The organism is Amycolatopsis sp. NPDC051371 (genome assembly GCF_040682155.1).
Taxonomy (GTDB): domain Bacteria; phylum Actinomycetota; class Actinomycetes; order Mycobacteriales; family Pseudonocardiaceae; genus Amycolatopsis.
This window is the reverse complement of the sequence record NZ_JBFBAG010000011.1, coordinates 145,289-165,226: the sequence shown is the minus strand read 5'-3', so window position 1 is coordinate 165,226 and position 19,938 is coordinate 145,289. Positions and strand designations below refer to the sequence as shown.

Below are 19,938 nucleotides of genomic sequence, written 5' to 3'. Positions count from 1 at the left end.
CGAACGGGTGAAGGCGAGGCAGGGTGCGCGGGTGTGGCCTGAAGGTGGCCCTCTTCTTGGGGGCGGTCGTGGTGCTGACCGCGGGGGTCGTCGTGGCGGTGGTGCTGTCGCGCAGCCCGGTGAAGACGCCGGGCTGCACCGTGGCGGTGGCCGGGCAGAACGGGTACACGTTCACCCCGGAGCAGATGGACAACGCCGCGAGGATCTCGGCCGTCGGCACCAAGCTGGGGCTGCGGCCGCACGCGGCGACGATCGCGCTGGCCACGGCGTTGCAGGAGTCGAAGCTGCAGAACCTCGAGGGCGGTGACCGCGACTCTGTCGGGCTGTTCCAGCAGCGGCCCAGCCAGGGCTGGGGCACGGTGGCGCAGCTGCGCGACCCGGTCTACGCGGCGACGGCGTTCTACGAGAAGCTCGAGAAGCTGCCGGGCTGGGAGACGCTGCCGATCACCGAGGCCGCCCAGGAGATCCAGCGGTCGGGCGTCCCGGACGCGTACGCGCAGTGGGAGCCGCAGTCCCGCGCGATGGCGGCGGCGTTCACCGGCCAGTTCCCGGCCACGCTGACCTGCCGGAACCTCACTCTGGCGGCGCCGGCGGACCTGGCGACGGCCGCGACGGACGAGCTGGGCACGGCCAAGCTGAGCGGCGCCCACCCGGCGGCGCAGGGATGGACGTACGCGAGCTGGCTGGTCGGCCGCGCGGAGGCGCTCGGGGTGGACAAGGTGAGCTTCGCCGGCCAGACGTGGACGGCGGAGTCCGGGTCCTGGGCCCAGGACTCCGCCGCCGGCCCGGATCTCTCGCTGCACCAGGCCCCGGCGCCCCAGCCCAGCGAGTAGCGCCGGTCCCGAGCGACCCAAGGCGGCCTTCGGTGCGTCTGACGCACCGAAGGCCACATTGGGGCGCTTGGGTCAGGGGACGAGGATCGCGCGGCCGCGGATGCGACCCGCGTCGAGGTCGTCGAGCGCGGTCTGGAACTGATCGAGCGGGTACCGGGCCGTGTGCAGCTTCACGCGGCCCTGGGCGGCCAGCACCATCAGCTCGCACAGGTCGTTGTACGAGCCCACCAGGTTGCCGATCAGGTTGATCTCCGTCGAGATGATGTCGATCGTCGGGACGTCGATGTTCTCGCCGTAACCGACGACGTGGTAGTCGCCCGCCCGCCGCAGCATCGCGATCCCGTCCTTCGTCGCGCCGCCTTCGCCGACGAAGTCGATCACTGTCTCGGCGCCGTTTCCGCCGGTCAAGTTGAGTACCCGCGAGACCTGCGAGCCGTCGCCGACCACGCCGTGGTCCGCGCCGATCGACACCGCCAGCTTCACCGCGTCCGGGTTGCGGTCCACGACGATCAGCTCGGCCGCCGAGATCGCCTTGAGCACCTGGATGCCGATGTGCCCGAGCCCGCCCGCGCCGATGACGACGCACCGGTCGCCCGGACGCAGGCGCCGCGCCGCCTTCGCCGCCGCGTGGTACGCCGTCAGCCCGGCGTCCGCCAGCGCCGCGACGTCCGCCGGCTCCAGCGAGTCGTCGATCTTCACGACGCTGCGCGCGGACGTCTTGAGGTACTCCGCGTAGCCGCCCGCGGTGTCGATGCCCGGGAACTGCGACTGCGTGCAGTGGACGTCGTCGCCGAAGCGGCAGGCCCGGCACAGGCCGCACGTGATGAGCGGGTGCACGATCACCTTGTCGCCCTCGGCGACGTTCGTGACCGCGCTGCCGACCGCGTGCACCCAGCCCGCGTTCTCGTGCCCGATCGTGTAGGGCAGCGTGACGCCGGACTTCTCCTTCCACTGCCCTTCCAGGATGTGCAGATCGGTGCGGCAGACGCCGGCGCCGCCGATCCGCACGACGACGTCGTACGGCCCGGTCACCTCCGGCGACGGGACGTCGGTCATCCGCAACGGCTCGTCGTACCCGACGACCTGGACCGCCTTCATGCTGAAACCTCCACAGTGGACTCGGGGTAGCGGGTGCGGAGCAACCCGCGGCAGAAGTGCGAGTTGCCCTCGATGGAGATCCGGACCGAGCGCGCGAACCGCAGCCGCAACGGGATTTCCTCGCGGGGGAACGGTGTCCCGTCGTGGTCGACCAGCACCGGGGACGACGGATCGGTCGGCAGCCCGAGCGCATCGCGACGCCGGAGCAATGCCTGGGACGACAACGCGTCCGGCAGGTCCGCGAGGGTGACGCCGTGCAGGTCGACGTCCTCGTCGGCGCGCAGCAGCACCGTCAGCGCGCGCTCCATCGCCGCCTGGTGCGCCTTGCGGCGGAACGTCAGTCGCAGCTCCTCGAGGTCTTCGTCGGCCTCGTGGCCGAACGTGCCCCGGTAGCCCGCGTCGGCGGCGAGGCCGCGGTTGATGAGGTCGGAGTCGTGGTGGTCGTCGAGCTCCACGACGACTTCCGACGTCCACGGCAGCGCGGTCAGCACATCCTTGGCATCCGACGCCATGAGGTAGGCGAAGTTCGGCGCGCAGAACGACGTCGGCAGTCGCAAGTGGACGGTCACGCGGGTGCCGTCCACGGCGAGCGACTTGACGAAGCCCAGGTCGGTGATGGGCTCGTCGAGCTCCGGGTCGAGAACCGCGTCCAGCGCGGTGTAGGCGTCCACGTCAGGCCACCGACACGGCTTGCGGCTCGATCGGAGCCAGCTGGAGCTCAGCCGGCACCGGGATGTCGTACATGGCCGCCGCGTTGAGCCCGAGGATCTTCTTCTTCTGATCGACCGTCAGCGGCGCGTACTCCGGCAGGTCCTCCGGGATCTGGAAGTCGACGAACCGCTCGATCAGCCACCGCGGCGTCCAGAGCGCGTAGTCGCTTGAGAACTGGATGCGGTCCTCGTCCAGCCAGTACAGCAGCTCGCCGATGATCTGCGCGAAGTAGCGGGGCCGCGTGTGGATGAACGGGATCGCCACCGCCAGCCCCGCGTGGACGTTCGGCTCCTGCGTCGCGATCCAGCAGAAGTCCTCCAGTCGCGGCAGTCCGCAGTGCTCCACGACGAAGTTCAGGTCGGTGAAGTCGGTGGCCGCGTGGTCGACGTCGGCGACGTCGAAGGCGTCGCGGTCCAGCGGCCGGATGGTCGGTCCCTTGTGGACGTGGATGTTCTTGATGCCCAGCTCTTGGCAGGCCTCGAAGTACTTGTACGTCCACTTGTCGTTGAGCTTGTAGCCGCGTGAGTCAGCCTGCCACTCGGCGGTGTAGAGCTTGACGCCCTTGAGGTTGAAGCGTTCCGCGTCACGTCGCAGCTGGTCGATGCCGGCCTGTTCGAACCGCGGGTCGAAGAAGTGGTTGTAGGTCAGCTTGTCCGGGTGCTGCTGCTTCAGCGCGAAGGCTTCCTCGGTCTGCCCGAAGCCGTTGTTGTAGAACGCCCCGAGGTATGCGGGCTGGAAGATCGCGTGGTCGACGTACCCGTTCTGGAACAGGTCGCGCATCAGCCGCTCGCCGCCCTGGTAGAGGTAGTCCTCGTACGGCCAGACCTCGGACTCGGGGCTGAGGTTGCGGTGGTAGTCGTAGAAGCAGTCGATGAACTGCTTGCCGTGGATGTTCCGCTGGTTCTCCGGGCGCGCGTCCCAGAGCGCCACGTGGGCGTCCACGATGAAGTACGTCTCGCCGTCTTTGCTGTACATGCGTTCCTCCACGGTTGGCACAGTGCAGGCGACGCTAGGGACGTCGAGGCTGGTCAGGGACCCGTCGGGTGTCTCGATATGAGACAGCTCGGGCCGCCGTCGCCCGGATGGCGGACGTAGGCTGGCGGAGTCCGACGCAGCGGCGCGTCCCGGGAGGCCAGGTGGAGAACCCGCAGGTGCACGTCACGCGGTCGTTCGACGCGGCCCGGCTGAGGGCGTCCTGGCAGCGCAGCGAGCGGTACGGCGTGCCCGAGGACGAGGTCATGCCGGTGTTCTCCGGTGCGGTCGACACCGGTTCGCTGCTGTACGAATGCGGCACCGAGGTGCTGCGCGGCCTGCAGGCGACGCTGGCCAACGAGCCGATCAGCCTGATGATCACCGACAGCGAAGGCCTGGTGCTGAGCCGGCTGTGCACGGACGCGTCCATCAACCGCTCGCTCGACCGCGTGCACCTGGCGCCGGGGTTCTACTTCGCGGAGAGCAACGCGGGCACCAACGGGCTCGGCCTGGCGCTCGCCGACCGGGCGCCGTCGCTGGTCCGGGCGAGCGAGCACTACTGCACCGACCTGCGCGGGTACACCTGCGCGGCGGTGCCGGTGCTCGACCCGCTGACCGGGGCGCTCGCCGGCAGCGTCAACCTCACGACCTGGTCGGAGCAGTCGTCGGAGCTGCTGCTGGCGCTGGCACAGGCCGCCGCCGGCAACACGGCGGCGCTGATGCTGGCGCGCGCGTCCGGGCGCGTTGCCCGGCCGACGCCGCGGGGCGAGGTCTTCCGGGTCTACGCCGACCGCGTCGACCCGGGCGACGGGCTGCGGCTGTCGGCCGCGTGGACCACCGCGGCCGATGCGGCGCAGACGGCGTTCGGAGCGGGCCGGGTCGTCGCGGTGGTCGGCGAGCCGGGCGCGGGCAAGACGGCGCTGGCGGCGCTGGCGCGGCGGCAGCTGCGGCCACGCGAGCGGGTTTTGAACGCGCGGCCGCCGGCGCCCGACGACGTCGACACGTGGCTGACGCTGTGGACGCCCGAGCTGGCCAAGGACGGCACGTGCGTGATCGTGTCGGGCGTCGAGGCGCTGCCCGGGTGGGCGGCGGAGGAGCTGGCGCGGCGGTTCGCCGACGCCCGGGGCGACGGGCCGCCGCCGTTCGTGCTGACGGCGGCCGACGCGGGTTCGGTGCCGGCGGCGCTGCGACCGCTGGTGGACCGGGTGGTCGAGGTCCCGGCGTTGCGCTTCCGGCCGGACGACGTCCTCCCGCTGGCCCACCACTTCGCCCGGCGGGACCGCGGCCGGGACGTCACGTTCACTTCGGCGGCTTCGCGGGCGTTGACGGCCTTCGATTGGCCGGAGAACGCGAAGCAACTACGGCGGGTGGTGCGCGAAGCGGCTTCGCGGTCTGACGTGATCGATACGGCGCATCTGCCGGCCGAGGTGTTCAGCGGGGTGGGGCACCGGCTGGGCCGGCTGCAAGCGATGGAACGCGACGAGATCGTGCGGTGCCTGTCCGAGCCGGGGGCGACGGTGGTGCAGGCGGCGGAGAAGCTCGGGATGGGCCGGGCGACGCTGTACCGGAAGATGGCGCAGTACGGGCTGAACGCGAGGCAGCTGAAGTCCTAGCCGCGGATCAGCGGGTGGCCTGGGCCCAGCGGACCGCCGGGCCCATCGCGCACCCCGCGGCCAGGAACACCGCGCCCAGCAGCAGCCACCCCGGCAGGCCCCAGCCGATCACCACCGTGCTCAGCAGCACCGGCCCGGCCGCGCGGGCCACCGACACCCCCGTGCCGAAGAACCCCTGGTACTGCCCCTGCTGGTCGGCCGGCGCCAGCGCGAAGCCGATCTCCCACGTGCCCGCCGACTGCAGCATCTCGCCGAACACCTGCACCAGCGCGCCGACGACCAGCATGCCGAACGCGATCCACGGCGATGTCCCGAACGCCGACAGCGCGAAAGCCACGCATGACGCGAGGAGCAGCACCCCGGACCGGCGCACCATCCGCGCCGCCGCGCCGATGCTCGCCAGACGTCCCGCCACGCGGACTTGGAGCAGCACCACCACGACCGTGTTGAGCACGAACAGCGCGGACACCGTCCAGCCCGGCGCGGCGGTCCGTTCGACGATCCACAGCGGGATCGCGACGCTCAGCAGCGGCATCCGCAGCAGCAGGACCGCGTTGAGCAGCGTCACCAGCGCGTACGGCCGGTCGCGCAGCACCGCCAGCTTCGGCTCGCCGGTGCGCGGGGACGACGTCGTCACGGAGGGGAGCGCGAGCATGAGCCCCGCCGTGACCACAAAAGTCAGTGCGTCGAGCACGAAGACCGTCAGGTACGCCGACGCCGTGTCCACCGAGAGCGCGAGCCCGCCCAGCCCGGCGCCGACGGCGAGCCCGGCGTTGCCCGCCGACTGCAGCCGGGCCCGGATGCGCGTCCGCCGTTCCGGGTCGGCCAGCGCGGCCAGCAGCGCCTGGCGGACGGCGGCCAGGCCGGTCTGGCAGCTGCCGTAGAGGCACGCGGCGAGGACGAACAGCAGCGGCGTGCGGACCAGCAGGAACGTCAGGATCGACACGCTCGTCGCCAGGGCCAGCAGCACCGCGGAGCCGCGCGCGCCGTGGCGGTCGGCGAGGTGGCCGAGCGGCACGCCCGCGACCGAGCCGACCGCCCAGCCGAGCGTGAGGCCCAGGCCGACCTGCGCCGGGGTCAGCCCGACGATCCGCGTGAAGAACAGCACCGAGCAGGTGAGGAACGCGCCGTCGCCGAGCGAGCCGGCCAGCTGGGCGGCGGCCAGCAACCGGCCGGGGCGGGCGGGTGCGGGGCGGTCCACGGTCAACGTCATGCGAGCAACGCTAGAGCGGAAGTTGGCCCGATCCCAGATCCAATTCTCACGAACCGAACTGGGCCAATGTAGGGTACTCGGATGGACTTCCACGTCAGCCTGGCCGGGCGCGGCGACCTGTCTGTCCGGATCTACCGGCAGCTGCGCGACGCCGTGCTCGACGGCCGGCTGCGGGCGGGGGAGCGGCTGCCGCCGACGCGGGAACTGGCCCGGCGCCTGGCGGTTTCGCGCAACACCGTCGCGGTGGCCTACGACCGGCTGACCGCCGACGGGTTCCTCACCGGCCGCGTCGGCGCCGGGACGTACGTCAGCGGTTCGCTGCCCGCGCCGAAGCCGCGCAAGGCGCCGTCGGCGCGGGGGCCGCGACCCAAGGCGGTCTGGCGGTCGCTGCCGTCGCCGGTCGAAGCGGTGGCCCGGGTGCCGGACTACGACTTCCGCGTCGGCATCCCCGACGCCGCGTTGTTCCCGCTCGAAACCTGGCGCCGGCTGCTCGCGCGGGAGCTGCGGGAGGCGGCCGGGTTCGTGCACTACGTCGACCCCGGTGGGCGCCCGGGCCTGCGCGCGGCGATCGCCCGGCACGTCGGCGTGTCGCGTTCGGTGCGTGCCGACGCGGACGACGTGCTCGTCACCCAAGGGGCGCAACAGGCCCTCGACCTGCTGTGCCGGGTGCTGATTTCGCCGGGTGACCGCGTGGCCGTCGAAGAGCCCGGCTATCGGCAGGCGAAGCTGCTCTTCGCGTCCCACGGCGCCGAAGTCGTCGGCGTGCCCGTGGACGGCGAAGGTCTCGACGTCGCCGCATTGCCGTCGCGGACGAAGCTGGTGTACGTGACACCGTCGCACCAGTTCCCGCTCGGGACGCCGATGTCGCTGGCCCGCCGCACGGCGCTGCTGGCGTGGGCCGAGCACGCGGACGCGGTCGTCGTCGAGGACGACTACGACAGCGAGTTCCGGTTCTCCGACCGGCCTCTGGAACCGTTGCAGAGCCTGGACCGCGGCGGGCGCGTGGCGTACGTCGGGTCGTTCTCGAAGACGCTGCTTCCCATGCTGCGCCTGGGTTTCCTGGTCGCACCGCCGTCGCTGCAGGATGCGTTGCGGTACGCGCGCCAGCTGTCGGACTGGCACGGCGACGTGCCGGCCCAGGCCGCGCTGGCCCGGTTCATCGACGAAGGGCTGTTCGCCCGTCACATTCGCCGCGCGACGAAGGTGTACGCCGAGCGGCACGAGCGCATCACGTCCACTGTGGACCGGGTCTTCGCCGGCCGTCTCCAGGTGGTTCCTTCTGCGGCGGGCTTGCACTTGTGCGCCCTCGCCGAGGAAGACCTGGAACCCATCGCCGAGCGGGCGGCGCGCGCGGGCGCGGCGGTCCAGACGCTTTCCGACCTGTGCGGCGGTTTTCCGGCCCCGGGGCTGGTCCTCGGCTACGGCTCGATCCCGGTGGAGAGGATCGACGACGGACTCGCGGCGCTGGACGGGGCCTGGGGCTCCACGTAGTGATCCGTGCGGCGGCGCGCGGCGATCAAGAGCCCGCCCGCCGACGTCGCCACCGCGGTGCCCAGGACCAGGAGCCAGCCGTGCCGGAAGTCCGTCAGGTCCGGGGTTCCCGCGAAGACGGCCACCAGCACCGCCGTCCCCAGGACCGTCCCGATCTGCCGCATCGTGTTGACCATCGACGAGCCCGCGCCCCACCGCGCCGGCGGCAGGACCGTGCCCACCACGCCCGACAGGCTCGGCAGGATCAGCCCGACGCCGATGCCCGTCAGGAGCTGGCCGGGCAGCATCGATGTCGCGTAGTCGGGTGTGGAACCCATGCGCAGCACCCAGATCAGCACGCCCGCCCCGAACGAGACGCCGCCGAGCGCGACCACCGGGCCCGGGCCGAAGCGGTGCACGAACCGGCCGCCGAGGATCGACACCGGCACCACCATCAGCGGCCCCGGGGCCAGGGACAGCCCGGCCACCAGGATCGAGTCGTGCCAGACCGAGGTCAGGAACAGCACGTTGCCGAACAGCATCGCGGCGAACCCGGCCGCGAACACGCCGGTCGTGACACACGCGAGCCACAGCGTCGGGACGCGCAGGGCCGGCAGGTCCAGCACGGGCACGGCGTGGCGCGCCGAGCGCAGCGGCACCCACGCCAGCGCGACGGCGGCAATCGCGAACGCCAGCAGCACCGGCCCGGCGGTCCAGCCGTGGTCGGGCGCTTCGACCAGCGCGTAGGCCAGCGCCCCGACACCGACGAGGAGCCCGGCCGCGCCGAGCAGGTCCGGGACGCCGGTGGTGGTGTCCCGCGACTCGCGCAGCACGCGCGGCCCGGCCAGCAGCGTCAGCGCGCAGATCGGCAGGTTCACCAGGAACACCCAGCGCCACGACGCCTCGACGAGCAGACCGCCGACGGGCGGCCCGAGCGCGGCGGCCGCGGCGCCCACGGACGCCCAGACGCCGACCGCCATCGGCCGCCGGTGCGCCGGGAACGCCGTCAGCAGCAGGGCGAGGGACGTCGGCATGACGAGCGCGGCGCCGATCGCCTGCACCGCGCGGAAGGCGACGAGGATCGGGATCGACGGCGCGACGGCGCAGGCGGCCGAGGCGAGCGTGAAGACGGCGACACCGAGGAGGAACAGGCGCTTCCGGCCGTAGCGGTCGGCCAGCCGCCCGGCCGGGGCGAGGCAGGCGGCGAACAGCACGGTGTAGCCGTTGAGCACCCACGACAGCGTGGCGAGGTCGTCGCCGGGGAAGGCGGCCCGGATGCCGGGGAACGCGATCGTGACGATGAAGGTGTCGAGGCTGGCGAGGAACGCCGCGGTCGACACGACCAGCAGCACGAGGCCGGGCTTCGGTGCGGTGTCGGTCATGGCCCTCCTAGGTTTGAAAAAGCAACCTAGCCGGACGGAGTAGGTCTCAACAAGAGACTGACCAGTTCAACGCGAGATAGGTCACGCAAAGGGGCTGAGAGCGCCGCGACGTCGCCGGCGGGCGAGTGGGCCGCAGGTCGGGTCGTCTCACGCGGCAGCGCGCTCCTCCGCGCGCGCCTTCAACGCGGCAAGGGTGTGTTCGATCGACCGCACGTTGTACCCCGGCCGATCGGCCCGCCCGGTCACCCGCGGCCCCATGAACCTGCGCACCACCCAGGTGCCGCTCCGGTACCAGTTCTCGGTCACCCGGCATCCCGCCGGACTCGGTGTCAGCACGTACTCCCACCGCGACACCCGCGACCCCAGCGGCGTCCGCACGTCGAACGCGAACCGGCGGCCCTCCTCGAACGCCACCACCTTCACCCGCGTCCACCACCGCAGCTCGCCGTTGCGGTTACGGCCGCGAAAGCGCGCGCCCAAGGCCGGGGTGTCGAGCCAGCGGCCGCCGATGTTCTCCGGGCTCAGCTCGCCCATCCGGGGCAGGTCGGTGACCCACGACCACACCGCGCCCGGGTCGGCCGGGACGTCGATGCTGCGCGAAATCGTCGGTTCCACGCCCCGACGGTGACAGCGCCGTGACGCGCCCGGCAAGGGCTCGCCGCGTTCTCCGCAGCGGAGGAGAGCCGCCGGTGAAAAAACTGCCCGGCCGAACCGGGTTGTGGCCCGGGTGTTCTGGGTACCTCGCGCGCGGAGGAGTCCCTAAACGGAGGGTGCGGTGGTCAGCGTGATCCCGATCGAGGTCGTGGGCATGGCCGTGCCGGTACCCGGCGAAGCACCCCTGATGCTGCTCCGGGAACCGGAGGGCGCCCGCCGCTGGCTGGCCATCATGATCGGGTACGGCGAGGCCGAGGCCCTCGTGCGGGCGCGCGAGCAGATCGCGCAGCCGCGGCCCGGCACGATCGAGCTGCTCGGCGACGTGCTCGCGGCGTTCGGCCAGGGCGTCGCCGCGGTCGAGCTGACCGAAGTGCGGGACGGGATCTTCTACGCCGACCTCGTGCTCGTCTCCGGCACCCGAGTGTCGGCCCGCCCGAGCGACGCCGTCGCGCTCGGCCTGCGCCAGGGCGCGCCGATCCGCGTCGCCGAAGAGGTGCTCGACGTCGCGTCGGTGCAGCTGGAGGTCGAGCAGGAAACCGAAGGCCCCGCCGCCGACATGCTGGACACCGAGGCCGAGGTCGCCCGCTTCCGCGCCGAGCTCGACGGCCTGCGGCCCGAGGACTTCGACGACCTGTAGGGAATCATCTCTCCCGTACCGGACCGACGGGAGAGCGATGCCGGACTTCGCGACGAGCACCGAACCGCACCGGCGTGAGCTGCTGGTGCACTGCTACCGCATGCTCGGCTCGGTGCACGAGGCCGAGGACCTGGTGCAGGAGACCCTGGTCCGCGCCTGGAAGGCGTGGGACGGCTACGACCCGGCCCGCGCGTCGGTGCGCACCTGGCTGTACCGGATCGCCACCAACGCCTGCCTCACCGCGCTGGAAGGCCGGGCCCGGCGGCCGCTGCCCTCGGGCCTCGGCCGCCCGAGCGAGGACCCGGGCGCGCCGCTGACGCCGTCGTTCGAAATCCCTTGGCTGCACCCGTTCCCGGACGCGCGCCTCGACGACCCCGGCCTGCGCCTGGCCCGCCGGGGCACGCTGCGGCTGGCGCTGCTCGCGGCGATGCAGACGCTGCCGCCCAAGCAGCGCGCGGTGCTGATCCTGCGCGACGTCCTGGAGTTCAGCGCGGCGGAGGTGGCCGGCTTCCTGGAGACGACGCCCGCCGCGGTCAACAGCGCCCTGCAGCGCGCCCGCGCGGGTCTCGGCGACCTGTCCGCGGACGAAGTTCCCGAACCGGACGACTCGGCGATCGAAGCGGTCCTCGACCGCTACGTCCGGGCCTTCGAATCCGCCGACGTCGCGGGCCTGGTCGGACTGCTGACCGACGACGTCGTGATGGAGATGCCGCCGGTGCCGCTGTGGTTCCTCGGCCGCGACGGCTACGGCCGGTTCCTCGAGCGGCTGTTCGCGATGCGCGGCCCGGACTGGCGGATGACGCGCACCTCCGCCAACGGCCAGCCGGCGCTCGTGGCCTACTGCCGCGACGACACCGGGGTGTACCGGCTGCACACCCTGCAGGTGTTCACCGTGACCGAGGGGCGGGTGGCGCACAACGTCGTGTTCGCCGACCCGGCCGTGCTCGCGTTGTTCGACCTTCCCGCGATTCAGCCGGCGGCGCGGGCCTCCGAAGGACGGCCGTAGGCGCCGCCGTCGCTGCTGCGCTGCAGCAGGCCTTCGTCGACGAGGTAGCGGCGCAGGGTCGCGTGGTCGTCGTGGACCATCGACAGCTTCTCGCGAACGTCCTGCTCGGTGTAGAGCCGGCCGGGCTCGAACCGCTCGGCGAGGTGGGCGAGCAGCAGCTGCCGCCGCTTGCCCGAATGCGGGATGGTGACGAGCCTGCCGTGGCGGAACAGCCCGTCGAGCGGATCGGCCGGGGCCTTGGCGAGCGCCTCGCGGAACACCTCGGGCACGACCCGGTAGGTGTCTCCGTCGGCGGTGACGAGTCCCGCGTCGACCAGCCTTTTCACGAGCTTGGCGCCGTCGGCCGGGAGCCCGGCGCAGATGCGGGCGAACAGCTGCAGACGGGCGGGGTCCGCGAGGGCGGAGATCAGCGCTTCCGGGGAGGCCATGGCGGCAGAGCGTACTCGAACTCCTGGCGCCTGCCCCGGAAAACTCGACAGGGTCAACTGATAAGCCTAGGCTGTCGATATGGGTTCGAAGACGGTTCCCGCTCCGGCGGTCGCGGCCGCGCGGACGTTGCGCGTGCTCGTCGGCCGGCTGCGGCGGAAGATGATGGACGCGACGGCGGTCGGCGACCTGACCTCCGCGCAGGCCTCGGCGCTCGCCCGGCTCGTGATCAACGAGCCGACGACGGCGAGCGTGCTGGCAGGCGCGGAGAAGGTGCGTCCGCAATCGATGGCGGCGACCGTGGCCGCACTCGCGAAGCTCGGCCTGGTCCGCCGCGAGGACGACCCCGAAGACGGCCGCCGTCAGCTGCTCTTCCTCACGACCGAGGGGCGCGCGTACGCGCAAGGGGCTCGTGCCTCCCGGCACGAATGGCTGGCCCGAACCCTCGCCGAGGGGCTGTCCGAGGACGAACTGGCCGTGGTCAACGAGGCGCTCGTGCTGCTCGGCCGCGTGGTCGAGTCATGACGACCCGGGAACGGATGCGCGACGGGTTCGACCGGAAGCTGCTCGCCCCGCTGATCTCGGGTGCGGTGCTCAACCCGGTCAACTCGACGATCATCGCGGTCGCGCTGGTGCCGATCGGCGTCGCGTTCGGCGAACCGGCGTCGGCGACCGCGTGGCTGATCTCCGCGCTGTACCTGGCCACCGCGGTCGGGCAGCCGGTGGCCGGGCGGCTGATCGACCGGTACGGCCCGCGACGCGTGTTCCTCCCGGCGACGGCGCTGGTCGGGCTGGCGGGGGTGATCGGCACGCTCGCGCCGAACCTCGTGGTGCTGATCGTCGCGCGGGTCGTCCTCGGCTTCGGCACGTGCGCCGGCTACCCGGCGGCGATGCGCCTCATCCGCGACGAGAGCGACCGGACCGGCCGCGACAGTCCCGCGTCGGTGCTCACGGTGCTGGCGATCTCGACCCAGACGATCTCCGTGGTCGGCCCGGCGCTCGGCGGCCTGCTCATCGGCGTCGGCGGCTGGCGCGCGACCTTCGCCCTCAACATCCCGATCGCGCTGGTCGCCTTCGTCCTCGGCGCGCGCCGGTTCGCGAAGGTGGCCAAGCCCGCGTCGAAGGGCTCGTTCGACCTCGACTTCCCGGGCATGACGCTGTTCGCCGGCACGCTCGTCTCGCTGCTGCTCTTCCTGATGCACCCGGGCGCGGGGGACTGGTACCTGCTCGCGATCGCCGTCGCGGGGGCCGCGGGCTTCGCCGTGCGCGAGCTGACCCACGCCCACCCGTTCATCGACCTGCGGCTGCTCGGGCGCAACGGCCCGCTGCTGCGCACCTACGGCCGTGCGCTGCTGGCCTACGTCGTGGCGTACAGCTTCCTTTACGGCTACGCGCAATGGCTCGAGCACGGCCGCGGCCTGTCGGCGAGCGAAGCCGGCCTGGCCACCCTGCCGCTGTTCGCGACCGGGATCCTCGTGTCGCTCGTCAGCGGCCGCCGCGAGCAGCCGCGTGGCAAGCTGATCGTCGCCGCGATCGGCCAGCTCGCGGGGTGCGCGCTGCTGCTGACCCTGGACTCTTCCGCCGCCGTCTGGCTGCTCGTCCTCGTCGCGCTCGTGGCCGGGGTGCCGCAGGGGCTGAACAGCCTCGCGCTGCAGAACTCCGTGTACCGCCAGGCGAATCCCGCCGACATCGGCGCGTCGGCCGGGCTGCTGCGCACGTTCGGCTACCTCGGCGCGATCGTCTCCTCCGCGCTGCAAGGCGCCCTCTACGGACCGGCCGCCGACACCGGCGGACTGCACGATCTCGCGCTGGTGCTCCTCGGCATCGGCGTGGTCTTCCTGATCGTCACCGTGTTCGACCGTTCCCTGTCCCGCGGCACCACCCGACCCGAGAAAGCCGAGACCGATGCCTGACCGGACCACCACCCTCGACCCGAACCGCACGGCGCTGCTCGTGATGGACTACCAGAACGGGATCGTCGGGCAGCTGCCCGGCAGCGGCGCGCTGCTCGACCGCGTGAGCACCGTCATCGACGACGTCCGCGGGCGCGGCGCCCACGTCGGCTGGGTGCGCGTCGGATTCGAAGACGCCGAGTTCGAAGCGATCCCCGAGACGAGCATGTTCGCCCCGTACGCGGCTTCCGCGGAGCACCGGGCGGTGATGCGCGCAGACGGGCCGGCGACGCAGATCCACCCGAAGCTCGCGCCGCGGCCGGAAGACGTCCAGGTCCGCAAGATCCGCGTCGGCGCCTTCACGACCACCGACCTCGGGCAGCAGCTGGAGAAGCGCGGCATCACGACGCTCGTCCTCGCCGGGATCAGCACCAGCGGCGTCGTGCTGAGCACCGTCCGCGAAGCGATGGACCGCGACTACCGGATCGTCGTCCTGCGCGACGCCTGTGCCGACCGCGACCAGGCGACGCACGACTTCCTGACCGGCACGCTGTTCCCCCGCACCGCCACCGTCGTGGACGTGGCCGAGCTGAGCGGCCACTGGGACGTCCAGTAGGTTGCGTTCGTGCCTCGTCCGCCCGTGACCGTGCCCGGCGACGTGCTGCGCGCTTCGATCGTGGACCGGCTGTTCGCCCGCGCGGACGACGACCGGCCGCTGTTCACCCACCAGGACCACGCGCACGCCGCCGAGCACACGCTGACGTGGGCGGAGTTCGCCGCCCGCGTCCGCGTGGTCGCGGGCGAGCTGCGCCGGCTCGCCGAGCCGGGGGAGCGGGTCGCCGTCCTCGCCGGGCAGGAGCTCGCCTACCCGCTCGCGTTCTTCGGCGCGCTGGCGGCGGGCACGATCGCCGTCCCGCTGATGCCGCCGGGCAACCGCGCGCAGGCCGAGCGGCTCGGCGGGGTCCTGGCCGACTCCGGCGCCCGCGTCTGGCTGACGTCGTCGGCCGCGGCGGCGCGCGTCCGCGAGTTCGGGGCGCCCGACGACCTGCTGGTGGTCGACGAGCTGACCGGGCCGGGCGCCGATCCGGTGCCGGTCGCGCCGGAAAGCCCGGCGTACCTGCAGTACACGTCGGGGTCGACGCGAGAGCCGGCCGGCGCGGTGATCCCGCACCGGGCCATCGTCGCCGCGTGCTGGCAGGGCAGTCGGGCCTACGCCGTCGACGAGGGCACGACCTGCGCCGGGTGGATCCCGTTCTTCCACGACATGGGCCTGATCCAGCTGCTGTGCCTGCCGGTCTTCGCCGGCGGGCGCGGGGTGTTCATGGCCCCGGCCGAGTTCGTGCACCGGCCGCGGCGCTGGCTGCGTCAGATGGCGGACTACCCCGCGGTGTTCACCGCCGCCCCGAACTTCGCCTACGACCTCGCGGCCGACGCCGGCCCCGGGGACGGTCTGGACCTCTCGGACGTCCGGGTCGCGCTCAACGGCGCCGAACCCGTCCGCCCGCGCACGGTGGAGCGCTTTCTCGAGGTCTTCGGCCCGCACGGCTTCCGGCGCGAGGCGTACCGGCCGTCGTACGGACTCGCCGAAGCCACTGTCTACGTCGCGAGCGCGGGAGAAGAAGGGCCGCGCGGCGCGGTGTTCGACCGCGAAGCCCTCGCGCAGGGCCAGGTCGTCGAAACCGTCGACGGGCAGGAACTCGTGTCCGTCGGCCGTCCGGTCGGGCAGCGGGTGCGGATCGTCCACGAGGGACACGAGCAGCCCGGCGGCAGCGTCGGCGAGATCTGGATCCACGGCCCGAACGTCGCGACCGGCTACTGGGGCCGCGGCGACGCGGCCGCGTTCGACGCCACGCTCGACGGCCTCGGCGGCTGGCTGCGCACCGGCGACCTCGGCGTGGTGCACCGCGGCGACCTCTACGTCACCGGCCGGCTCAAGGACCTCATCGTCGTCGACGGCCGCAACTTCCACCCGCAGGACATCGAGGCGGCGGCCGCCGAGGCCCACCCGGCGGTCCGCCGCGACCGCGTCGCCGCGTTCGGCGTCGCCGACGAGGACGGCGAGGGTGCGGTGGTGGTGGCGGAGTGGGCGCGCGACGCTGACGCGGACCTCAAAGAGGTGACTCGCGCGGTGCTGCGCGCGGTGTCACGCGAGCACGATCTCACCCTCCGTGCGGTACATCTGGTCCCTTCCGGCGGACTTCCGCGCACATCGAGTGGCAAGGTCGCCCGGTCGGCCGCCAAGGCACGTTATGGTGACGTCCGTGGGTGATCACCGCGCCGAGGTCACGAAGGTCGTCAGCGACACCTTCCGGCTCGACCCGGCTCTCGTCGAGCCCGACGCGCCGCTGGAGGAGCTGGGCATCGACTCGAAAGGCCGGATCAAGCTCCTGGCGGCGCTGGAGGTCTATTACGGGGTGACGATCGACCTGGACGAGCTCGAGCGGTTCACCGACGTGGGGTCCGTGGCGGACGTGCTCGCGGAAGCTCTGGGAACCGAAGGATCTGAGGAGAGGCGCTGAAATGAGCGGCGGGGGGTACACCGCGACAACGGAAGCGTTGTCGACGGCGTCCAAGACCATCGGGGACCTGGCGGAGCACCTGCTGGACGACAACCCGGACCTGGAAACCCCGGCGGTGACCGCGGAGGGCTTCGGCCGGGCGCACAACGCCCACGCGGCGAAGTACACCGCCGGCGCTCAGGCGCTGTGGGCCGCGGTCTCCGGCTACAGCACCACGTTGGGCTCGTTCGGCACCAACCTCGGCACCGCCGGGTCGAGCTACGGCGCCAACGAGGACAACCAGGCCGGCACGATCACCGACGCCGGGGGCGCGCTCTGATGGCCGACAAGAAGAAGTGGTCCGACGTCAAGGCGCTCCTGGACGACCCGAGCGTCCCGGCCCCGCAGAAGAGCGCGCTGATCAGCAGCTGGCTGCGGGAGAACCCGCCCCCGCCGCCGTTCCTGGCCGACCAGGAACCGGACGACATCAAGCAGAAGCGGCAGGAAGCCGAGAAGTACGCCGGCGCCTACAACGCCAACCCGCTCTTCGCCGGGCAGTCGGTCGACGAGGCCTTCGACAAGGCGAAGTCCAGCGGCGACCAGAACTCCTACAACGAAGACCAGGAGAAGAAGGCCGTCGACGACGGCAAAGCCAAGCTCGACGACACGAAGCCGCCCGCGGCCGGCGAGAGCGGCGGTGACGCCACCGGCACGAAGACGTCCGACGAGATCTTCGACGCCGCCGCACCCGCGCTGAAGCTGTTCGAGACCTTCGGCTCGCTGCTGGCGAAGATCCCGGCCGACTGCCGCGGCAACACCCGCGCGATCGACATCGACAAGGACATCCGCGTCCCGTTCGATGAGCAGCGCGGGATCAGCTTCAAGAACTTCGTCGACGACGCCGCGCACTTCAAGACCGGCTCGGAGACGGTGGACCGGACGGAGCAGGACACCGGCTCCCAGCTGAGCAGCCTCTACAAGACGTGGAGCGGTGCCGGCGCGGACGCGGCGGCCGACACCTACAACGACAAGATCCAGCCGAAGGCGGCGAAGCTGTCGCAGACGCTCGGCGACGTGAGCGAAGCGACGCTGACCACCGCGACCACGGTGTTCCAGCTGTGCAAGGGCAAGGCCGACGCCGTCATCGGCATGTACACCGATCTGGTCGGCAAGGCCGACTACACGATGGCGCAGAAGGTCATCGCGGTCGCCAGCGGCGAGCACGGCAACGAGCAGGACCTCGCCCAGATCGCGGGCTGGATGGACCTCAACTTCGGCACCAACCTGGTCAAGACCCTCAACGACCAGGGTTGCTGTGACGGCGACGAGATCAAGAAGCACGGCCAGGACCTGGCCAAGCAGTGGATCCAGAACCAGTTCAACCCCGACATGTGGGACCGGCTGTACCAGGGCTTCGCGAAGACCTGCAAGGACACCAAGGACCTCGTCGACCAGGCGTACGACGCGCTCGACAAGGTCATGGGCAAGGTCAAGAACGAGTTCGAGGGCGTGAGCATGCCGGGCGGCTCCGGCTCGGGCGCTACCGGCAGCGGTGGTCCCGGCTCCGCCGGCGGCGCGGGCGGTGGCCCGGGTGGTTCGGGCAGCGGGTCGGGTGCGGGCGGCGCGGGTTCGGGTGGCGCCGGTGGCGGTTCCGGCTCGGGTGGTGGGTCCGGCTCGGGCTCGGGTGGTTCGGGAGCCGGCGGCGGCGGCCAGGTGCCCCCGATTCCCGAAGGTGGCTCGGGCTCCGGCTCCGGTGGCAGCGGCCTCGGCGGGGGTGCGGGATCCGGCGGCTCGGGTTCCGACCTGCCCAGCGGTGCGGGCGGTTCGGGCAGTGGTTCCGGTGGCGGTGGTCCGGTGCCGTCGATCCCCGACATCTCCGGCGGCGGGTCCGGTTCCGGTGGCGAGTCCGGCTCGGGCGGCGGCTCCGGTTCGGGTTCGGGAGCCGGTGGTGGGGGCTCGATGCCGCCGATCCCCGACTTGTCCACGCCTTCCGGCGACGGCGGGGGTTCCGGTCTCGGCTCGGGCGGTGGCTCGGGCTCCGGTTCCGGTTCCGGTTCGGATGACACGTCGCCGTCGTCGGTGCCGCCGCCGTCCGACAGTGGCCAGGCGGAGGCGGCCGCAGCCGCCGAAGCGGCCAAGAAGAAGGCCGCGGACGCCCTGAAGGAGTTCAGCGGCCCGGGCATCGAGACCGAATCCGGCGACGGCGCCGGTTCGGGCGCCGGGGGCAGCGGTCTCGGCGGTGGCGAAGGCCTCGGCGGCGGGTCCGGTTCCGGGTCCGGCCTGGGCGGCGGTTCCGGCTCGGGTGGTTCCGACTCCGGTTCGGGTTCGGGCTCCGGTTCCGGTGGTTCCGGCGACGACGGCAAGGCCGCGGCCGAGCAGGCCGCGGAGGAAGCGAAGCAGAAGGCCGCCGACGCGCTGAAGGAGTTCAGCGGCGAAGGGATCAAGACGGACTCCGGCGACGGAGCCGGGCTCGGCGACACCGGGTCCGGCGACGAACCCGGCGCCGACAAGGACGGCGATGGCAAGCCGGACAACCCGCTGGGCGCCGACAAGGACGGCGACGGCAAGCCCGACGGCCTGCTGGGCGCCGACAAGGACGGCGACGGCAAGCCCGACGGCCTGCTCGGCGAGGACAAGGACGGCGACGGCAAGCCCGACAAGCTCGGCGACGACACCCCCGACACCCTGAAGGTCAAGCAGGGCGACAAGACCTTCGAGATGACCGAACCCGACCAAGACGGGAAGATGGACATCAAGGTCGGCGACGGGACCGACGACGCCAAGGACTTCAAGCTCGACTGGTCCAAGGACGCCGACGGTCCACAAGGGACGGACGACGGCACCTACTGCCCCGGTCCCGACGGCAAGATCCACATCGAGGACGGCGGCGTCAAGATCACCGCCGAGCGGCCCGACGGCCCGGACGGCCCGACCGTCGTCACCGTCGACGACGGCAGCGGCACCCCGACGACCTACACGCTCGGCGAGGACGACCAGGCCTCCGGCGCCCTCGGCGACACCCCCGAGAAGAAGCTCGACGACGACCTGCCGACGCACCGCGGCACCCTCGAAGACCTGCCGTCGCATGACGGCGGTGGCGGTGGTGACGGCCACGGCGGCGGTCACGGCGGCGGTTCGGGAGCCGGCATCGGCGGCGGCTCGCACGGGGGCTCCGGCCTTTCGGCGGCCGGCCTCGACCCGGGCGGCGCGGGGAGTGGCTCCGGGCTCGGCGAAACGCCGATGTCCGGCGGCGTCCACAGCGGCGTCGGCGGCACCCAGGCCCAGCCCGCGGCCGCGTTCGCCCCGTCCGGCGCGTCGGCGGGGCACAGCGGGCAGTCGATGTCCGGGATGCCCGGCATGGGGGCCATGGGCGGCGCCCACGGCGGTGGCGGGGGAGGGGACACCGAACGCCGGCCCGCCTACCGGATCGAAGGTGCCGTGTTCGACAACCTCGGTGAGCCCGGCCGCCGGATCATCGGCTCCCTCAACGACGACGAAGATCCGCCGTCCGCCCGGACCTGGTAGGAGGACGC

The 19,938-nt window shown here is 72.3% G+C and carries 19 protein-coding genes; 12 read left to right on the top strand and 7 right to left on the bottom strand.

What is annotated here, in order from left to right:
- The first annotated feature begins 44 nt into the window (after nt 1-44).
- The gene (locus AB0M59_RS16640; RefSeq protein ID WP_364615331.1) at nt 45-833 is read left to right on the top strand and encodes a hypothetical protein; all 789 of its coding nucleotides are present in this window, start codon (nt 45-47) and stop codon (nt 831-833) included.
- A 72-nt stretch (nt 834-905) separates the two neighbouring features.
- On the opposite strand, the gene AB0M59_RS16635 is transcribed toward AB0M59_RS16640, so the two are convergent.
- Genes AB0M59_RS16635 through AB0M59_RS16625 form a run of 3 tightly spaced genes read right to left on the bottom strand, consistent with a single transcriptional unit; the run spans nt 906 to nt 3,617 of the window.
- Nucleotides 906-1,931, bottom strand: coding sequence for an NAD(P)-dependent alcohol dehydrogenase (locus AB0M59_RS16635; protein ID WP_364615328.1), 1,026 nt, complete (start codon nt 1,929-1,931; stop codon nt 906-908).
- Nucleotides 1,928-2,602 (bottom strand): iron-sulfur cluster assembly protein, encoded by a 675-nt coding sequence (locus tag AB0M59_RS16630; protein WP_364615325.1) that lies wholly within the window; start codon nt 2,600-2,602, stop codon nt 1,928-1,930. Before AB0M59_RS16630 ends, AB0M59_RS16635 begins: the two co-directional genes overlap by 4 nt.
- A gap of 1 nt (nt 2,603) precedes the next feature.
- Nucleotides 2,604-3,617: an amidohydrolase family protein gene (locus AB0M59_RS16625; RefSeq protein WP_364615322.1), complete on the bottom strand. Its 1,014-nt coding sequence runs from the start codon at nt 3,615-3,617 to the stop codon at nt 2,604-2,606.
- 161 nt (nt 3,618-3,778) lie between these two features.
- Between AB0M59_RS16625 and AB0M59_RS16620 the strand changes: the two genes are divergently transcribed.
- Nucleotides 3,779-5,227, top strand: coding sequence for a helix-turn-helix domain-containing protein (locus AB0M59_RS16620; RefSeq protein ID WP_364615319.1), 1,449 nt, complete (start codon nt 3,779-3,781; stop codon nt 5,225-5,227).
- Between the two features lie 7 nt (nt 5,228-5,234).
- Here the strand turns inward: AB0M59_RS16620 and AB0M59_RS16615 are convergent, their stop codons facing one another.
- Nucleotides 5,235-6,440: an MFS transporter gene (locus AB0M59_RS16615; RefSeq protein WP_364615317.1), complete on the bottom strand. Its 1,206-nt coding sequence runs from the start codon at nt 6,438-6,440 to the stop codon at nt 5,235-5,237.
- A gap of 81 nt (nt 6,441-6,521) precedes the next feature.
- On the opposite strand from AB0M59_RS16615, the gene AB0M59_RS16610 reads away from it, so the two are divergent.
- The gene (locus AB0M59_RS16610; protein ID WP_364615314.1) at nt 6,522-7,931 is read left to right on the top strand and encodes a PLP-dependent aminotransferase family protein; all 1,410 of its coding nucleotides are present in this window, start codon (nt 6,522-6,524) and stop codon (nt 7,929-7,931) included.
- Here AB0M59_RS16610 and AB0M59_RS16605 read toward each other — a convergent pair.
- Nucleotides 7,859-9,292 carry an MFS transporter gene (locus tag AB0M59_RS16605; protein WP_364615311.1) on the bottom strand — a complete coding sequence of 478 codons (1,434 nt, stop codon included), beginning with the start codon at nt 9,290-9,292 and terminating at the stop codon, nt 7,859-7,861. The genes AB0M59_RS16610 and AB0M59_RS16605 overlap by 73 nt on opposite strands.
- A gap of 147 nt (nt 9,293-9,439) precedes the next feature.
- Nucleotides 9,440-9,907 carry an SRPBCC family protein gene (locus AB0M59_RS16600; RefSeq protein ID WP_364615308.1) on the bottom strand — a complete coding sequence of 156 codons (468 nt, stop codon included), beginning with the start codon at nt 9,905-9,907 and terminating at the stop codon, nt 9,440-9,442.
- A gap of 160 nt (nt 9,908-10,067) precedes the next feature.
- Here AB0M59_RS16600 and AB0M59_RS16595 point away from each other — a divergent pair, with 160 nt between their 5' ends.
- The gene (locus tag AB0M59_RS16595; RefSeq protein ID WP_364615305.1) at nt 10,068-10,583 is read left to right on the top strand and encodes a bifunctional nuclease family protein; all 516 of its coding nucleotides are present in this window, start codon (nt 10,068-10,070) and stop codon (nt 10,581-10,583) included.
- Nucleotides 10,584-10,620: 37 nt separating this feature from the next.
- Nucleotides 10,621-11,589, top strand: coding sequence for a sigma-70 family RNA polymerase sigma factor (locus tag AB0M59_RS16590; RefSeq protein WP_364615302.1), 969 nt, complete (start codon nt 10,621-10,623; stop codon nt 11,587-11,589).
- Here AB0M59_RS16590 and AB0M59_RS16585 read toward each other — a convergent pair.
- Nucleotides 11,553-12,017, bottom strand: a complete 465-nt coding sequence (locus AB0M59_RS16585) for a DUF2087 domain-containing protein (protein WP_364615299.1) — start codon at nt 12,015-12,017, stop codon at nt 11,553-11,555. The two genes, AB0M59_RS16590 and AB0M59_RS16585, sit on opposite strands and share 37 nt — an antisense overlap.
- Before the next feature lie 79 nt (nt 12,018-12,096).
- Between AB0M59_RS16585 and AB0M59_RS16580 the strand changes: the two genes are divergently transcribed.
- The 7 genes from AB0M59_RS16580 to AB0M59_RS16550 are packed head-to-tail and all read left to right on the top strand — an operon-like array spanning nt 12,097 to nt 19,930.
- The gene (locus AB0M59_RS16580) at nt 12,097-12,540 is read left to right on the top strand and encodes a MarR family transcriptional regulator (RefSeq protein ID WP_364615296.1); all 444 of its coding nucleotides are present in this window, start codon (nt 12,097-12,099) and stop codon (nt 12,538-12,540) included.
- Nucleotides 12,537-13,928 (top strand): MFS transporter, encoded by a 1,392-nt coding sequence (locus AB0M59_RS16575; RefSeq protein WP_364615293.1) that lies wholly within the window; start codon nt 12,537-12,539, stop codon nt 13,926-13,928. The genes AB0M59_RS16580 and AB0M59_RS16575 overlap by 4 nt, the downstream gene beginning before the upstream one ends.
- Entirely contained in the window at nt 13,921-14,523 is a 603-nt protein-coding gene (locus AB0M59_RS16570) for a cysteine hydrolase (RefSeq protein ID WP_364615290.1), read from the top strand. The genes AB0M59_RS16575 and AB0M59_RS16570 overlap by 8 nt, the downstream gene beginning before the upstream one ends.
- 9 nt (nt 14,524-14,532) lie before the next feature.
- Nucleotides 14,533-16,176, top strand: coding sequence for a fatty acyl-AMP ligase (locus AB0M59_RS16565; RefSeq protein ID WP_364615287.1), 1,644 nt, complete (start codon nt 14,533-14,535; stop codon nt 16,174-16,176).
- Nucleotides 16,169-16,426: an acyl carrier protein gene (locus AB0M59_RS16560; RefSeq protein WP_364371650.1), complete on the top strand. Its 258-nt coding sequence runs from the start codon at nt 16,169-16,171 to the stop codon at nt 16,424-16,426. Before AB0M59_RS16565 ends, AB0M59_RS16560 begins: the two co-directional genes overlap by 8 nt.
- A 1-nt stretch (nt 16,427) precedes the next feature.
- Entirely contained in the window at nt 16,428-16,745 is a 318-nt protein-coding gene (locus AB0M59_RS16555; protein ID WP_364615284.1) for a hypothetical protein, read from the top strand.
- Nucleotides 16,745-19,930, top strand: a complete 3,186-nt coding sequence (locus AB0M59_RS16550) for a WXG100 family type VII secretion target (protein WP_364615281.1) — start codon at nt 16,745-16,747, stop codon at nt 19,928-19,930. The genes AB0M59_RS16555 and AB0M59_RS16550 overlap by 1 nt, the downstream gene beginning before the upstream one ends.
- Nucleotides 19,931-19,938 lie beyond the last annotated feature (8 nt).

Coding starts and splice junctions, on each gene's coding strand:
- AB0M59_RS16615 (WP_364615317.1), bottom strand. CDS start 6,440: ATGACGTTGACCGTGGACCGCCCCGCACCCGCCCGCCCCGGCCGGTTG.
- AB0M59_RS16590 (WP_364615302.1), top strand. CDS start 10,621: ATGCCGGACTTCGCGACGAGCACCGAACCGCACCGGCGTGAGCTGCTG.
- AB0M59_RS16610 (WP_364615314.1), top strand. CDS start 6,522: ATGGACTTCCACGTCAGCCTGGCCGGGCGCGGCGACCTGTCTGTCCGG.
- AB0M59_RS16580 (WP_364615296.1), top strand. CDS start 12,097: ATGGGTTCGAAGACGGTTCCCGCTCCGGCGGTCGCGGCCGCGCGGACG.
- AB0M59_RS16555 (WP_364615284.1), top strand. CDS start 16,428: ATGAGCGGCGGGGGGTACACCGCGACAACGGAAGCGTTGTCGACGGCG.
- AB0M59_RS16570 (WP_364615290.1), top strand. CDS start 13,921: ATGCCTGACCGGACCACCACCCTCGACCCGAACCGCACGGCGCTGCTC.
- AB0M59_RS16575 (WP_364615293.1), top strand. CDS start 12,537: ATGACGACCCGGGAACGGATGCGCGACGGGTTCGACCGGAAGCTGCTC.
- AB0M59_RS16625 (WP_364615322.1), bottom strand. CDS start 3,617: ATGTACAGCAAAGACGGCGAGACGTACTTCATCGTGGACGCCCACGTG.
- AB0M59_RS16585 (WP_364615299.1), bottom strand. CDS start 12,017: ATGGCCTCCCCGGAAGCGCTGATCTCCGCCCTCGCGGACCCCGCCCGT.
- AB0M59_RS16605 (WP_364615311.1), bottom strand. CDS start 9,292: ATGACCGACACCGCACCGAAGCCCGGCCTCGTGCTGCTGGTCGTGTCG.
- AB0M59_RS16550 (WP_364615281.1), top strand. CDS start 16,745: ATGGCCGACAAGAAGAAGTGGTCCGACGTCAAGGCGCTCCTGGACGAC.
- AB0M59_RS16635 (WP_364615328.1), bottom strand. CDS start 1,931: ATGAAGGCGGTCCAGGTCGTCGGGTACGACGAGCCGTTGCGGATGACC.